The organism is Mesorhizobium shangrilense, assembly GCF_028826155.1.
In the GTDB taxonomy this organism is placed as follows: domain Bacteria; phylum Pseudomonadota; class Alphaproteobacteria; order Rhizobiales; family Rhizobiaceae; genus Arvimicrobium; species Arvimicrobium flavum.
In genome coordinates this window covers 3,270,911-3,285,921 of sequence record NZ_JAQGPN010000001.1, presented here as the reverse complement: position 1 = coordinate 3,285,921, position 15,011 = coordinate 3,270,911, and the positions used below count along the sequence as shown (strand labels likewise).

Annotated in this window: 15 protein-coding genes and 1 pseudogene; 7 read left to right on the top strand and 9 right to left on the bottom strand. The window is 63.7% G+C overall.

The window, feature by feature from the left end:
* Window positions 1-3: 3 nt before the first annotated feature.
* Complete coding sequence (gene trpD / locus PD284_RS15825; protein ID WP_274629133.1) at window positions 4-1,014, bottom strand: anthranilate phosphoribosyltransferase; 1,011 nt, start codon at window positions 1,012-1,014, stop codon at window positions 4-6.
* A 6-nt stretch (window positions 1,015-1,020) separates the two neighbouring features.
* Window positions 1,021-2,910 (bottom strand): SurA N-terminal domain-containing protein, encoded by a 1,890-nt coding sequence (locus tag PD284_RS15820; protein WP_274629132.1) that lies wholly within the window; start codon window positions 2,908-2,910, stop codon window positions 1,021-1,023.
* Window positions 2,911-3,054: 144 nt separating this feature from the next.
* Here PD284_RS15820 and tpiA point away from each other — a divergent pair, with 144 nt between their 5' ends.
* The 5 genes from tpiA (at window position 3,055) to PD284_RS15795 (ending at window position 7,692) form a co-directional block, all read left to right on the top strand.
* Window positions 3,055-3,819, top strand: coding sequence for a triose-phosphate isomerase (tpiA, locus tag PD284_RS15815; RefSeq protein ID WP_274629131.1), 765 nt, complete (start codon window positions 3,055-3,057; stop codon window positions 3,817-3,819).
* 132 nt (window positions 3,820-3,951) lie between these two features.
* Entirely contained in the window at window positions 3,952-4,401 is a 450-nt protein-coding gene (secG, locus tag PD284_RS15810; RefSeq protein WP_274629130.1) for a preprotein translocase subunit SecG, read from the top strand.
* Between the two features lie 233 nt (window positions 4,402-4,634).
* The gene (locus PD284_RS15805) at window positions 4,635-5,894 is read left to right on the top strand and encodes a L,D-transpeptidase (protein WP_274629129.1); all 1,260 of its coding nucleotides are present in this window, start codon (window positions 4,635-4,637) and stop codon (window positions 5,892-5,894) included.
* Between the two features lie 97 nt (window positions 5,895-5,991).
* A complete protein-coding gene (gene ttcA, locus PD284_RS15800) occupies window positions 5,992-6,861 on the top strand; it encodes a tRNA 2-thiocytidine(32) synthetase TtcA (protein ID WP_274629128.1) in 870 nt (289 codons plus the stop codon).
* Window positions 6,862-7,692, top strand: coding sequence for an inositol monophosphatase family protein (locus PD284_RS15795; RefSeq protein ID WP_274629127.1), 831 nt, complete (start codon window positions 6,862-6,864; stop codon window positions 7,690-7,692).
* 3 nt (window positions 7,693-7,695) lie between these two features.
* Here the strand turns inward: PD284_RS15795 and PD284_RS15790 are convergent, their stop codons facing one another.
* The 6 genes and pseudogenes from PD284_RS15790 to PD284_RS15765 form a co-directional block, all read right to left on the bottom strand.
* Window positions 7,696-8,940, bottom strand: a complete 1,245-nt coding sequence (locus PD284_RS15790) for a multidrug effflux MFS transporter (RefSeq protein WP_274629126.1) — start codon at window positions 8,938-8,940, stop codon at window positions 7,696-7,698.
* A 97-nt stretch (window positions 8,941-9,037) separates the two neighbouring features.
* Window positions 9,038-9,373: a Grx4 family monothiol glutaredoxin gene (gene grxD / locus PD284_RS15785; RefSeq protein WP_274629125.1), complete on the bottom strand. Its 336-nt coding sequence runs from the start codon at window positions 9,371-9,373 to the stop codon at window positions 9,038-9,040.
* Between the two features lie 166 nt (window positions 9,374-9,539).
* The gene (locus PD284_RS15780; protein WP_274629124.1) at window positions 9,540-9,755 is read right to left on the bottom strand and encodes a VOC family protein; all 216 of its coding nucleotides are present in this window, start codon (window positions 9,753-9,755) and stop codon (window positions 9,540-9,542) included.
* A gap of 25 nt (window positions 9,756-9,780) precedes the next feature.
* A pseudogene (locus PD284_RS15775) lies at window positions 9,781-9,942 on the bottom strand (VOC family protein); the annotation flags it as partial.
* A 32-nt stretch (window positions 9,943-9,974) separates the two neighbouring features.
* On the bottom strand, window positions 9,975-10,442 hold the full coding sequence (locus tag PD284_RS15770; RefSeq protein WP_274629123.1) for a hypothetical protein: 468 nt from the start codon (window positions 10,440-10,442) through the stop codon (window positions 9,975-9,977).
* A 22-nt stretch (window positions 10,443-10,464) separates the two neighbouring features.
* A complete protein-coding gene (locus PD284_RS15765) occupies window positions 10,465-11,094 on the bottom strand; it encodes a MarC family protein (protein ID WP_274629122.1) in 630 nt (209 codons plus the stop codon).
* Between the two features lie 245 nt (window positions 11,095-11,339).
* Here PD284_RS15765 and gyrA point away from each other — a divergent pair, with 245 nt between their 5' ends.
* Window positions 11,340-14,084, top strand: coding sequence for a DNA gyrase subunit A (gyrA, locus tag PD284_RS15760; RefSeq protein ID WP_274629121.1), 2,745 nt, complete (start codon window positions 11,340-11,342; stop codon window positions 14,082-14,084).
* 113 nt (window positions 14,085-14,197) lie between these two features.
* On the opposite strand, the gene PD284_RS15755 is transcribed toward gyrA, so the two are convergent.
* Window positions 14,198-14,338, bottom strand: a complete 141-nt coding sequence (locus tag PD284_RS15755; RefSeq protein ID WP_274629120.1) for a hypothetical protein — start codon at window positions 14,336-14,338, stop codon at window positions 14,198-14,200.
* A gap of 166 nt (window positions 14,339-14,504) precedes the next feature.
* On the opposite strand from PD284_RS15755, the gene coaD reads away from it, so the two are divergent.
* A complete protein-coding gene (gene coaD, locus PD284_RS15750; protein WP_274629119.1) occupies window positions 14,505-15,011 on the top strand; it encodes a pantetheine-phosphate adenylyltransferase in 507 nt (168 codons plus the stop codon).

Here is a 15,011-nt window from a genome sequence, read left to right as displayed (position 1 = left end):
GGTTCAAGCGTTTGATACGCGCTTGAGGGTTTCGAGAACGCCGACAGCGCGGCCACTGTCTATGGATGCTGCAGCCTGCTCAATACCGCTTTGGAGTGTTTCGGCCTTGGTGGCGACGACCAGCGCTGCTCCTGCATTCATCAGGACGGTGTCGCGGTATGCCCCCTGCTGGCCGGTGAGGACCGCATGCAGGGCCTGCGCGTTGAAGGCGGCGTCGCCACCACGCAATGCCTCGCGGGCATGGCGCTTCAGGCCAAGGTCCTCTGGCTTCAGCACGAGAGTTTCAATGCCGCCGTTGGCGAGCCGTGACACCTGGGTCTCGCCTGTCGCCGTGATCTCGTCGAAGCCGTCGCCATGGACCACCCAGGCCGTCTCCGCGCCGAGGTTGCGAAGCGTCTCGGCAACCGGCCCCACCCACTCAGGTGCGAAGACGCCGACCAGCTGCCGGCTGACACCGGCCGGGTTGGAGAGCGGCCCGAGCAGGTTGAAGATGGTGCGCGTCCCCAGTTCGGCCCGCACCGGACCAACGTGCTTCATGGCGGGGTGATGCGCCGGCGCGAACATGAAGCCGATGCCGGCCTCGTTGACGCAACGGCTGATCATCTCCGGCCCAAGGTCGAGCCTGACGCCAAGCGACGTCAGCACATCCGCGGATCCGGTTGAGGAGGAGAGGGCGCGATTGCCGTGCTTGGCGACTGGGACGCCGCAGCCGGCCACCACGAATGCCGACGCCGTAGAGATGTTGACGCTGTGCGAATTGTCTCCGCCGGTTCCGACGATGTCGATGGCGTCGGCGGGCGCCTCGACGCGCAGCATCTTGTCACGCATGGTCGCCACAGCGCCCGCGATCTCGTCGACGGACTCGCCGCGCACCCGCAGCGCCATCAGGAAGCCGCCGACCTGTCCCGGGGTGGCGTCGCCCGACATGATGATGTCGAAGGCGTCCCTGGCTTCCTCGAAGGTCAGCGACTGGGCGCCGGCTGCCTTTGCTATGTATGGCTTGAGCGCGCTCATTTGGGTTCAGAAGCTCAGTGCGCGCTGGATAGCGCCCTGGTCGACCTCGACGTCGTATTCGGCCTGGAGCCGTGCCACCAGCTGGTCGAGCAGATCATCGGCCAGCCCCTGCGAAAGCGAGGTACGGGTCTGCTCGGGCAGGGTGCTGGCATCGGCGCCGGCAGGCTCGAACACCTCGGAGACCTGGAAGAGAATTTGTCCGCCGTCGGTCGGGGCGGGAGTGAGGCCCACGCCCTTCTCCGGGACGCCGAAAGCCGCCGCGACGCCCGTGCGGCCGAAATCCGCATCGTCTGCCTGGCGCTTCAGTCCGCGCTTCGTCTGCTTCTCCAGCTTCAGCTCGGCTGCGATGGTGTCCAGTGTGGCGCCATCCTTCAGGCGCTTCTCGAGCTCGGTCGCCTTCGCGCCGAGGCGAGCCGCGACTTCGGCGACCTTCCAGTCGGCGACAACCTTTTCCCGAACTTCGTCCAGCATGCGTTCCCGCGCCGGCGTTATCCCTTCGACCTCGAAGAAGACGAAGCCGTTGCTGCCGATGTTGATCGGGTCGTTCTCGACGTTCGCCTCGGATTCGAATGCCGCGGCGAGAAGGGCCGCCGATTCCGGGATGTCGTCGACGATCGTGCCATCGGGGCGCTGTGCGGTGCGATCGATGGCGTCGATGGTCGTCACCTTGAGATTGAGCTTCGTGGCGGCATCTTGCAGGCTGTCGCCGCCGGCGCGCGCATCCTCGTAGCTGTCATGAACGTCGAGCAGGATGCGGTTGGCCTCGGCGAGCGCCAGGGCCTTCCGGATCTCCGTCTTCACGTCGTCCAGCGACTTGACCGTCTCGGGCGTGATTTCGGTGACGCGGACGAGCATGGGGCCGAATGAACCCTTGATGATGGGGCTCACTTCATTGGCCTGGAGCTTGAACGCGGCCTCGGCGACGGCGGGATCTGGCACCTTGTCCTTCGTCAACGCTCCCATCTGAACGTCGCCCATCGACTTGCCTTCCGCGGCGACGACCTGATCGAAGGTGGAGCCGGCCTTCAGGCTGTCGGCCGCAGCCTGGGCAGCCTCTTCGGAGGCAAACACGAGCTGCTCGATCCTGCGCGTCTCGGCCGTCGTGTATCGCGCCTTGCTGGCCTCGTAGTCCTTGGCGACCTGATCGTCGGTAATAGCCGACTCGTCGGCGATGTCCTCCGGCTCAAGCTTGACGTAGGAGATCTTGCGGTACTCGGGCGCTCCATAGTTCGCCTTGCGGTCCTCGAACCACTTTGCGAGCACGTCGGCGGACGGATCTTCAATCGGCTCGACCAGACTGCTGGGCAGCACGACGAAATCGACCGTACGATCCTCGCCCTCGTACAAAGCGAGAGCGCGGAAAAACGCATCTGGCGCTGTCAGTCCGTCCGAAACCGCTTCGACGATCTGCTGGCGCACGGCCACCTGCTCACGATTGGTCAGGTAATCCTCCGGGCGCATTCCGACCTGACGCAGCACATAGTCGAACTGGTTGCGATCGAACCTGCCGTCGGGACCCTGGAACGCCGGATCCTCGACGGTGAGGGCGGCGACGCGATCCCGTGAAACTCCGAGACCGAGCTTGCGCGCCTGTTCGTCCAGCACGGCGCCAGCGACCAGTTGCGCCAGCACCTGGTTGTCGATGCCCAGCGCCGTCGCCTGGTCGCGGGTGATGCGCGTCCCGAACTGCTGCGACATGACCGAAAGCTGTCGGTCGTAGGCGAGGCGGTAGTCCGTGGCGGACACCTCGGTGCCGCCTGCCACGATGACGCTGTTGCCGCCCATGCCGGTCACCAGCTGGCCGGAGATCCCCCATACGGCAAAGCTGCCCACGAGGAGGAGCAAAAGAAGCTTTGCCACCCATGTTCCGGCGGCTTTTCTAAGACTGTCAAGCATCGCAAAATCCGGTGTTGCGCATTGTTGTGCGCTGTTCCTGGCAAGCGCAATAGCGTCCTTCGCCGCCAGTGTCGATTGCTTTGTGGCCTGATTTTGCTAGTGAAGCCCCGCGCGGCCGGGGACCGGCCTACTGGAGATCGGCTGATGACACCTGGCATTCGCCCGCTGGTGGCGGGGAACTGGAAGATGAACGGCGCGGGCCCGCAGCTCGATGAGCTGAGAAGCATCGGCCATGGTTTCATGGGCGGGCTGGATGCCGAAACGGAGGCGCTGATTTGCGTGCCTGCGACCTTGCTTCACCGCGCCGCGGCTATCGCGGCGAGCACGCCGCTGAAGGTCGGGGGACAGGATTGTCATCCGAAGCCGAGCGGCGCCCACACGGGCGACATTGCTGCTGAGATGTTGAAGGATGCGGGCGCTTCGCATGTCATCGTCGGCCACTCCGAGCGCCGGACGGATCATGGAGAAACCGATGACATCGTCCGTGCGAAGGCCGAGGCGGCATGGCGGGCCGGGCTGGTAGCCGTCGTGTGCATCGGCGAGACGCAGGCCGAACGCGAATCGGGCGCCACGCTCGACGTGCTGGCCCGCCAGATCGTGGGCTCCGTTCCGCCGGGCGCGGATGCGAACAACACGATCGTGGCCTATGAACCGGTCTGGGCCATCGGTACCGGGCTGACGCCGACCGCCTCGGATGTTGCCGAGGCGCATGCCCACATCCGGGCCCGGCTTCACGACAAAGTGGGTGGCGAAGCAGCGAAATTGCGCATTCTCTATGGCGGCTCGGTCAAGCCGTCGAATGCGGTCGAGCTGCTGGGAGTCGCCAATGTCGATGGCGCGCTTGTCGGTGGCGCCAGCCTGAAGGCAGCCGACTTTCTTGGCATTGCGGAAGCCTATCGCGCGATGTGACCGTCGCGGTTGCAATTCGCCTGCCCCGCCCCATATTCGCGCGGGGCTTGGATTTGCAATGAAACCATTGTACTGAGCCGCCTCCATCGAGCGCGTCATCCGGCCCGCTTGCGACTAGCTTTTGGAACGACCATGCAAACAATCATCATTGTCATCCACCTCATGGTCGTGCTGGCGTTGGTCGGCGTCGTTCTGCTGCAACGCTCGGAAGGCGGGGGACTGGGCATCGGCGGCGGTTCGGGCTTCATGACGGCCCGCGGCGCGGCGAACGCGCTCACGCGCACCACCGGCATCCTTGCCATCGCGTTCTTCGCCACCTCGCTGACGCTGTCGATCATTGCGCGCTATTCGGACCGTCCGATCGACATCCTTGACCGCGTGCCCGCGCAGAGCGGCCAGGGCCAGAGCGGCGGCGCCGGCGTGCTTGACCAGCTTGGCGGCAGCTCCACCGCGCCGGCTGTCCCTGCTCCTGCGGAGAGCACCGACACCGCTCCGGCTCCCGCCGGCTCTGCGACGGTTCCCGCCGGCGAATCGCAGGCGCCGGCCGCACCCGCGCAGCCGCAGGTCCCCACGGGCCAGTAGCGCTCCTCAAACATTTCCTGGCAGGCCCGCAACAAATTGTATGCGGGCTTGTTGTGATTCGATCACACTCGCGTGATTTGCCCGTCGGAAAAGCAATGCGCATCCGAGTGTTGCATGTCTGCGCTTGAGTCGTCACAAGCAGTTCGATTATGAGTGCCGGCGGCCGGGGGGAGATATGTTCGGTGCCCTTGGCGCGCGTTCAAAAACATTAGAGCATACTCGGGATTTTTCTCATGCAACTCCGTGGCTTCGTCGCGTTGAGCCTCTGCGCGTTGATCGGCGTCAGTTCGCCGGCCTTCGCGGAAAGCAAGATTTTCACATCCATTCTCAAGACGGAGGCGACAGCCTCCGCCCAGGACCCCGCCAAGGTCAGGAAGAACGCCAAGACTGCCAAAGAGATGACACCCGCCGAGAAGAAGGCGGCTGAGAAGAAGGCGCGCGAGGCCGCCGCAAAGGCCAAGGCGGCCGAGAAGCAGAAGCTGGCAGCAAAGGCCAAGGCCGAGGCGGACAAGAAGCTCGCCGAGAAGAAGAAGGCCGAAGAGGCGAAGAAGCTTGCTCGTGCCAAGGAGCTTGCCGAGAAGAAAGCAGCGGCCGCCAAGGCTGCGGAGCTGAAGAAGGCAGCCAAGGCCAAGGCCGAGCAGGAGCGCCTCGCCGCAAAGGCCAAGGCTCTCGAGGAGAAGCAGCAGGCTGCGAAGGCAAAGGCAGACGCAGCTCTCGCGGCCAAGCTTGCGAAGGAAAAGGCCAGGGAAGACGCACGTCTGGCCAAGCTGAAGGCGATTGAGGACGCTAATCAGGCCCGCGTCCGCGCCGCCGAGGCATCACGCCAGGCCGAACTCGCCCAACTTGCGTCGATGGACATTGCGCGCACCGGAAACAACGGTGAGCTTCGCAGCGAGACGCTGGCGACGCCCCAGAAGACCGGGTTCCTCGGTCTGTTCGGCGCCGCCCCGACTGCGTCGATGCTTCCGGAGACGCGCGCCCTGGACGCGGCGCTGGAGCAGCAGGAGGCAAGACGCAAATTCAAGGTCAGGGCCGACTTCGAGCCGCAGACAGTTCAGTTTCCCGGATACGAGGCCGGCACAATCGTCATCGATACCTCCGCCCGCTACCTCTACCTGGTCCAGTCCTCGTCGAAGGCGCGTCGCTATGCGATCGCCGTCGGACGCGAGGGGCTGCAGTTCAAGGGCAATGTCACCGTCGGAGACAAGCAGGAATGGCCGCGCTGGATCCCGACGCAGGACATGCAGAAGCGGGAGCCGCACAAGTATGGTCAGTACAAGGACGGCATGGCGGGCGGTCCGAGCAATCCGCTCGGCGCGCGCGCCATCTACCTCTACCAGGGCAGGAAGGACACCTACCTGCGCATCCACGGAACCAATCAGCCGGAGACTATCGGCACCAACTCGTCCAACGGTTGCTTCCGCATGGTCAACGAGCATGTGAAGGACCTCTACTCTCGCGTGAAGATGGGCACGCACGTGATCGTGATGTGACCGATCAGACGCCTTCGATCGAAATGGCCGCCTCCAGGCGGCCTTTTCTTTGTCGGCGAGGTCGACTAGAGCGCTTCGCGACAGGAGCGCCCGCGCCATGAACATGATGTCGGAATTGATCGAGGATCTGCCGGAAGACGGGTGCCACCCGATGTTCCGCAGCGCGCCTTCGTCGGTCGAGTTCAACAAGCTGCGCAAGCGGCTGCTGCGTCTGACCCGCCAGGCGATCGAGGATTTCGCCATGGCGAACGCCGGCGAGAGATGGCTGGTCGCGCTGTCCGGCGGCAAGGACTCCTACGGGCTGCTCGCGGTGCTCCTCGATCTCAAATGGCGCGGCCTGCTGCCGGTTGACCTTCTGGCCTGCAATCTGGACCAGGGGCAGCCCAATTTTCCCAAGCATGTCCTGCCCGACTTTCTCGACGGGCTGGGTATCGAACATCGGATCGAGTATCGTGATACCTACTCAGTGGTGACCGAGAAGATCCCGCAGAGCCAGACTTACTGTTCGCTCTGCTCGCGGCTGCGCCGGGGACACCTCTACCGCATCGCGCGGGAGGAGGGGTGCTCTGCCCTGGTGCTGGGCCACCACCGCGAGGATATCCTCGAGACGTTCTTCATGAATCTCTTCCACGGCGGCCGCATGTCGGCGATGCCGCCGAAGCTCCTGAACGACGAAGGCGACGTGATGGTGCTCCGGCCGTTGAGTTATTGCGCCGAGGCCGATCTCGCCCGCTTCGCCGAGCACATGCGCTTTCCGATCATTCCGTGCGATCTTTGCGGCAGCCAGGACGGACTGCAGCGCAACGCCATGAAGGCCATGCTCGACGACATCGAGCGCCGGATGCCGGGTCGCAAGGAGACGATGCTGCGGGCCTTGAGCAACGTGAAGCCCTCGCACCTTTTGGACCGCAGGCTCTTCGACTTTGCCGGGCTTACGCTCGCGCAGCCGAATGACAAGGAGAATTGAGTGACGACTTTCCGCGACGCCGACATCGACTGGCTTGCCGATCTTCTAGCCCGTGCAGCGACTGCGGAGATCATGCCGCGCTTCCGGCGGCTCTCGCCCGACGACATCCGCCAGAAGACTTCGGCCGCCGATCTCGTGACCGAAGCCGACGAACGCGCTGAACTCATGATCACCGCCGAACTCAAGCAGAAGTTCCCAGACGCCCTGATCGTCGGCGAAGAGGCGCACGAGCGGGACAACTCGCTTCTCCCGGGTCTCTCCGATGCAGAGCTGGCCTTTGTCATCGATCCGGTCGACGGCACGTTCAACTTCGCATCAGGCGTCCCGCTGTTCGGCGTTATGCTCGCCGTCGTGGCGAATGGGGAGACAGTCGCCGGTCTCATCCATGACCCGCTCGGCCGGGATTGGCTGATCGGCGCAAAGGGTGCGGGAAGCCATGTCAGATCGACCGACGGCTCACAGGCGCCAGTTCGGGTCGCCGCGCCCGCCCCCATCTCGCAGATGACGGGCGCCGTCTCCTGGCACTATCTCAAGGAGCCGATGCGCTCGCGCATGGCGAAGAACCAGGCCAAGAGCCTCGCGCAGTTCGGCTACCGGTGCGCAGCGCACGAATACCGCCTGCTGGCCAGCGGCTTCGGCCACTTCGTCGTCTACAACAAGCTGATGCCCTGGGACCACCTGGCCGGCGTGCTGATCCACCAGGAGGCTGGAGGATACTCCGCACGTATCGATGGTAGCTCCTATATGCCGGGTCATGTCGACGGCGGGCTGCTGGTCGCGCCGGACCGCGACAGCTGGCGCGAGCTGCGCGAAGAGCTGTGGGCGGAGTAGGTCCTAGCGGGTTGGCTTGTGGCTAGCCGTGAACAGCTTGCCGCGTTCGCCGATCAGGACCATCGTCAATCCCAACAGGGCGACGCCGCAGAAGCCGGCGGCAAGCGGCGTCGTCGTTCCGTCGAACGACTGTCCGATGAACGCGCCGATCAGTCCGCCCCCCAGCGTCTGGAAAAACCCCTGGACGGACGCCGCTGTTCCGGCAATGTGGCCGAGCGGTTCCATCGCGATCGCGTTGAAATTCGATCCGATCCAGCCGAACTGGAACATTGCGGCCGCAAAGAGGAGCACGAAGGCGGCGAGCGGAATGACGCCTACGAGCGACCAGGCGAGCCAGATCACACTGACCCCCAGGAAGCCAAGCAGTGCGCCGTGCGACAGCCTGCGCATGCCGAGCGTCCCGACCAGCCGTGAATTGAGAAAGGACGACACCGCCATCATGCCGGCGATCGCAGCAAAGATGACGGGGAACCAGACGCCCAGTCCATAGATGCCGACATAGACCTGCTGGGCCGAATTGATGAAGCCGAACAGCGCGCCGAAAAGGATCGTCGAGGCCAGCGTATAGAACAGCGACAGCCGGTTGGTCAGCACGGCCGCGAAGCCGCGTCCGACGGATCCGATATCCATAGGACGCCGGTGTTCGGCCGGCAGGGTCTCAGGTAGGCGGATCGCCGCCCATGCCATGATGGCCAGCGCAATGACGGCCATGCAGATGAAAATCCAGTGCCATTCGGCGAACAGCATGACGATCTGACCGATGCCCGGCGCCACGACCGGGATGACCATGAACACCATGAAGATCAGCGACATGATTTCGGCCATCTGACGCCCGCCGAAGCGGTCGCGCACCATGGACACGGCGATGACCCGCGTCGAGGCTGCGCCGATGCCCTGGATGAAGCGTAGCACGAGCAGCGTGGTGAAATCGGTCGAGAAGGCTGCCGCGAACGCGGCCACGATGTAGACGCCAAGGCCGAACAGCAGAGGTGCGCGCCGGCCGAAGCGATCCGACGACGGGCCATAGGCGAGCAAGGCGAAGGCGAGGCCGGCGAAATAGGCCGAAATCACATATTGGCGATGATTCTCATTCTCGACCCCGAGGCTGGCGCCGATCTCCTGCAGGCCGGGCAGCATGATGTCGATGGCCAGCGCATTGAGCGCCATCAGCGCTGCCGCGATTGTGATGAACTCCCACTGCGGAATGCCGAAGGCCGCTTGCGAAGGTGCGGATCTCTGCTGGTCCATTCGATGTCTCGCGTCAATGCCGGAAAGGAAATGCGCCGGACTACCGGCGCATTCTTAGCGGCCCCGCGTGACGGGACCTCAATTCATGATCTGGAGATCACACGGCGCCTTTGACGCTCACACCCTTGTCCTCCAGGAAGCTCTGGAGCTCGCCTGCCTGGAACATCTCGCGGATGATGTCGCAGCCGCCGACGAATTCGCCCTTCACATAGAGCTGCGGGATGGTCGGCCAGTTGGAATAGTCCTTGATGCCCTGGCGAAGGTCGTTCGAGGTCAGCACGTTGACGCCCTTGTACTCGACGCCCAGGTAGTCGAGGATCTGCACGACTTGTCCCGAGAAGCCGCACTGCGGGAAGCCCGGCGTGCCCTTCATGAACAGCACCACGTCGCTGCCCTTGACCTCATTGTCGATGTATTCGTTGATGCCGCTCATTGGCGCGAACCTTTCATATGCTCGTGGGAGTCGAGCGAACATTGTTGCCCTGAGATAGACCCACAACCCAGCCGAAACAAGTCGAAAGGCACACTGGCGCAACGCGCGCGGCGCGTTTGCCAGGCGGCGCTATGGCCCGTATCGCGGCCAATGCCGCGGCAGGCTCTCAGGCATCGTCGCTGGCGAATAGGATGAGATTTTCGTCGGGATCGATCACGATGAAGGTTCTTGCGCCCCATGGCTCGGTGCGCGGCGTCTGGTGGAAGAGGACGCCCGCCTGACGAAACTCCATGAAGAGGGCGTCGAGATCGCGCAGCGTGATCGCCGCCGACAGCAGATCTTCGCGCCGGCTGCGCCGGATCGATGACAGCAGCGTCGACATGGCGAAGGTTCAGGCGCGCAGCGTCGCGCCGGACCTGGCCGTAAAAGGGCGGATCGCCATAGGTAAAGGCCACCTGAAAGCCGAGCGCGCCGGTATAGAAGGCGAGGGATTCGGGGAAATCCGTCACGAAGACGACCGGTTCCGCGCCAAGCAATCGTGCTGGATGTGGGCCGTGCTTGGCGGTCATGGGTTCGGCACCGGCGGTTGTCCTGTCCTGTGTCATCGTGTGTTTGATCTCAGATCGGGTGGTGGAGGGCGCTCGTCCGGCCAGCCCTCCCGTTTCGATTGCAAGTCGGTGAACACTGTTTCGTAGACTGGCGAGTTTTGCGCGAACCACGCCGTCGCCCGCTGCCAGTTGCTCCGATCGGTCATGTCCAGGCGTACGCTATTCGGCAGCAGGAACATGTTGCCCAGCTTGAGGCCGGGCCGGTCCAGGCGTCTGGCAAGGAATTCGCGGTGCGGGAACAGAAACTCGCGCACGCGCCAGGTCGGCTCTCCGGCCTCGCCGCGAATGAACAGCCCGACGCCGGCGTTGGCGATGTAGTGGGCGATGACCAGCGGCCGATGGCCGACGGCCAGCCAGCGCGAGTGCTCGTTGCCGCGCTGCATGCGAACGTTGAGCTCCGGAAGGGTGTCGGCAAAATACTGCCAGAAGTCGCGCCGGTGACGGGTGAGATCGGAAACCATGTTCGGCTCCGCTGCTGTGCCCTCAGATAGCCATCAGCGCCTTGACGCCGTCGGCGACGAACTGAACCGCAAGCGCCGCCAGGATCACGCCGAGCAGGCGCGTGAGGATAGAGCGGCCGGTCTCCCCGAGCAGGCTGTCGATGCGCTCGGCGAGCACGAAGACGAGATAAGTGATCAGCAGGCAGACGAGAATGATGGCGACCAGTGCAATCTGGCCGGCGGTGGTCGGCATGCCGCCGGACAGCAGCACCGTGGCGGAAATCGCGCCGGGACCGGCGATCAGCGGAATGGCCAGGGGGAAGGCCGCGACGTTGTGGATGTGGTCTTTGGTGATCGCCGTGTCGGCGCTCTTTTCCTTGCGCTCGTTGCGCCGCTCGAACACCATCTCGAAGGCAATGAAGAAGAGCAGCAGGCCGCCTGCGACTCGGAAGGCCGGCAGCGTGATGCCGAAGGCGGCCAGGATGGCGGCGCCCATCAGCGCGAACACCGCCAGCACGCCGAATCCGATGACCGAGGCGCGGATGGACACCTGATAGCGTTGCTGGCGGTTCATGCCCCGCGTCACCGCCAGGAAAAGCGGCGCCAGGCCCGGCGGATCAATGGTCACCAGGATCGTCACGAAAGCGTTGAACAGGCTGTCGAAATTGGGCACGCTGCGGATCTCCCCCGGTGCAAAGCTATCGTGAAGCCAGACGGCGCGCCAGACCAGCGGCCACGGCTTCCATTGTTCCGGAAACCTTGCGCGCAGTACGCCGCTTCCTTGCGGCGTCGTGAAGCAGTCTAATATCCTTTTGAAATAACGATGGAAATCGTCGTTGGAAAAGCTTCGACGGCATTGGAGAAGGCGATAGTGTTCCTATATAAGGATCAAGTGATTCCCAACTTTTGTGATCCGTTTTGACAGACCAGAAAACGCCGCCCGGTTCTGAAGGCGGTCCCTCCGATATCGAGCCCATCTCCATCATCGAGGAGATGCAGCGGTCCTATCTCGACTACGCGATGAGCGTCATCGTCAGCCGTGCGCTGCCGGACGTGCGCGACGGGCTTAAGCCGGTGCATCGGCGTATCCTCTACGCCTCGCACGAGAGCGGCTATCACTGGAACCGCAAGCATGTGAAGTCGGCGCGTCCGGTGTCCGACGTGATGGGTAAGTATCACCCGCACGGCGACGCCTCGATCTATGACGCGTTGGTGCGCATGGCGCAGGACTGGTCCATGCGCGTGCCGCTGATCGACGGGCAGGGCAATTTCGGCTCCATCGACGGCGATCCGCCGGCGGCCATGCGCTACACCGAGGCGCGCCTGACCAAGGTCGCCCACGAACTGCTTGAAGACATCGACAAGGACACGGTCGATTTCCAGGAGAACTATGACGGTACCGACAGCGAGCCGAAGGTCCTGCCCGCGCGCTATCCAAACCTGCTCGTCAGCGGGTCGGGCGGCATCGCCGTCGGCATGGCGACCAACATCCCGCCGCACAACCTGTCGGAGGTCGTGGACGGCGCCATAGCGCTCATCGATAATCCGGCAATCGATCTGCCGGAGTTGATGGAGATCATTCCCGGACCGGATTTCCCGACCGGCGGGCTTATTCTCGGTCGCTCCGGCATCTACTCGGCCTACTCGACCGGCCGCGGCTCGATCATCATGCGCGGCAAGGTGCACGTCGAGCCGATCCGCAATGAGCGCGAGGCCATCGTCGTCACCGAAGTTCCCTACCAGGTGAACAAGGCGACGATGATCGAGAAGATGGCCGAACTGGTGCGCGACAAGCGCATCGAAGGCATCTCGGACATCCGCGACGAGAGCGACCGGCAGGGCTATCGCGTCGTCATCGAGCTGAAGCGCGACGCCAACGCCGAGGTCATTCTCAACCAGCTCTACCGCTTCACGCCGCTGCAGACGTCGTTCGGCGCAAACGTTGTGGCGCTCAACGGCGGCAAGCCGGAGATCCTGAACCTGCTCGACATGTTGAGGGCGTTCGTCGCCTTCCGCGAAGACGTCGTCAGTCGCCGCACGAAGTTCCTGCTTCGAAAGGCGCGCGAGCGTGCCCACGTGCTCGTGGGACTGGCGATTGCGGTCGCCAATATCGACGAGGTGATCCGCCTGATCCGCCATGCGCCCGATCCGTCGACGGCGCGCGAACAGTTGATGACGCGGCGCTGGCCGGCGGCCGACGTCGAGTCGCTCATCCTGCTCATCGACGATCCGCGCCACCGCATCAACGAAGACGGCACCTACAATCTGTCCGACGAGCAGGCGCGCGCCATCCTGGAACTGCGTCTGGCCCGTCTCACGGCGCTGGGCCGCGATGAGATCGCCGACGAACTGAACAAGATCGGCGCTGAAATTGCTGATTTCCTTGACATTTTGTCGTCTCGCGCGCGCATCCAGCAGATCGTCAAGGATGAAATGGCCGCGGTTCGCGACGAGTTTGGGACACCGCGTCGCACGGAGATCACCGACGGCGGCGCGGATATGGAGGACGAGGACCTCATCCAGCGTGAGGACATGGTCGTAACCGTGACCCACGAGGGGTATATCAAGCGCGTGCCGCTCTCGATCTACCGGGCGCAGAATCGCGGCGGCAAGGGCCGGTCTGGCATGTCCACCAAGGACACCGACTTCGTCACCCGCCTGTTCGTGGCCAACACGCACACGCCGGTATTGTTCTTCTCCTCCCGTGGCATCGTCTACAAGGAGAAGGTCTGGCGCCTGCCCATCGGTACGCCGCAGTCGCGCGGCAAGGCCCTCATCAACATGCTGCCCATCGAAAGCGGCGACCGCATCACCGCCATTATGCCGCTGCCGGAGGACGAGGAAAGCTGGGGCAACCTCGACGTCATGTTCGCGACCACGCGCGGAACAGTGCGCCGCAACAAGCTGTCCGACTTCGTCGACGTGAAGCGCAACGGCAAGATCGCCATGAAGTTCGACGAGGAGGGCGACGCCATCCTCGCTGTGGAAACCTGCACCGAGAACGACGACGTGCTGCTCACGGCCGATTCTGGCCAGTGCATCCGTTTCCCGGTCACCGATGTCCGCGTCTTCCAGAGCCGCGGCTCGCAGGGCGTGCGCGGCATCCTGATGGGTGAGACCGACCGCGCCATCTCCATGACCATCCTGGAGCATGTCGACGCCGATCCGGCGGAGCGTTCTGCATATCTCAAGCGCTCGGTGATTGAGCGTCGCGCAGTGAGCGGCGACGACGAAGAAATCGCCCTGACCAACGAAGAGGTAAGCGAGGACGCACAGCTAAATGATGAGCGGTACGAATTCCTCAAGGCGCATGAGCAGTTCGTGCTGACAGTCACGGAGTTCGGCTACGGCAAGCGGTCATCTTCGTATGATTTCCGTCTGACAGGACGCGGCGGCAAGGGCATCCGGGCCACTGACGTCTCCAAGACGGCGGAGATCGGCAAGCTGGTCGCGACCTTCCCGGTGGAGAACGAGGACCAGATCATGCTGGTTTCGGACGGCGGGCAGGTGATTCGCGTTCCTGTGAACAACATCCGCGTCGCCAGCCGAGCAACGAAGGGCGTCACCATCTTCTCCACCGCCGAAGGCGAGAAGGTCGTGTCGGTGGAGCGTATTTCGGAACCGGAAGGCGAAGAGGACGAAGCGGCTTCGCCGGAGCCGTGATTTCGGACTGAGCATCGGCCCTGCCTCGGTGGAATCAAGAAGGGCGGATTGCGTTGCAGCGCAATCCGCACTTCTTCTTGGGAGGATGGTGCAGCGGGACCGGGTGTCGGAGGTCAGTTCCAGCCCGGACCGAAGCGTTCGGAACCGCGTCGGCGGTTTTCCGCCCTGACGCGCTGAGCTTCCTCGTGCAGGCCAAACACGGTGGCGATCAGCATCAGCACGGTCATGGCAATAGCGAGCATGTAGATCAGCATGATGTTCATCTCCTGCGGCAAGTAACGGCCGTTCGGGAGTTTGGTTGCATTTGACGTGCGGCGACGTTGCGGCGGCTTGCCTGAACAGTTGCTGAATGCGTCGTTGCCCCTTCAACCTGCGGCTGGCGAATTGCGTTTGGCTGCGTCGCCCGATAGAAGCAGCGCCATGAAAGAACGCATCGCCATCTACGCGGGCTCCTTCGACCCGCTGACCAACGGTCACCTCGACGTGATCAAGGCCTCGCTCGCCGTGGCGGACGTGATCTATGCCGCAATTGGCATCCATCCGGGCAAGACGCCGCTCTTCTCCTTCGAGGAAAGGGTCGACTTGATCGAGAAGGCCTGCCGGGCAGAACTTGGCGAGAACGGTGCGCGGGTGAAAGTGGTCGCTTTCGACGGTCTCGTCATCGACGCTGCCAGGAAACATGGCGCTTCGATCATGATCCGCGGCCTGCGGGACGGCACTGACCTCGATTACGAGATGCAGATGGCCGGCATGAACGAGACGATGGCGCCCGAACTGCAGACCGTCTTCCTGCCGGCCAGCCCATCGGTTCGCACCATCACCGCGACATTGGTGAGGCAGATTGCGGGAATGGGAGGCGACATCCGCCCATTCGTGCCCACCGACGTCGCAGCCGCTCTCCAGACCAAGTTCCCAAAGCGATCCTAG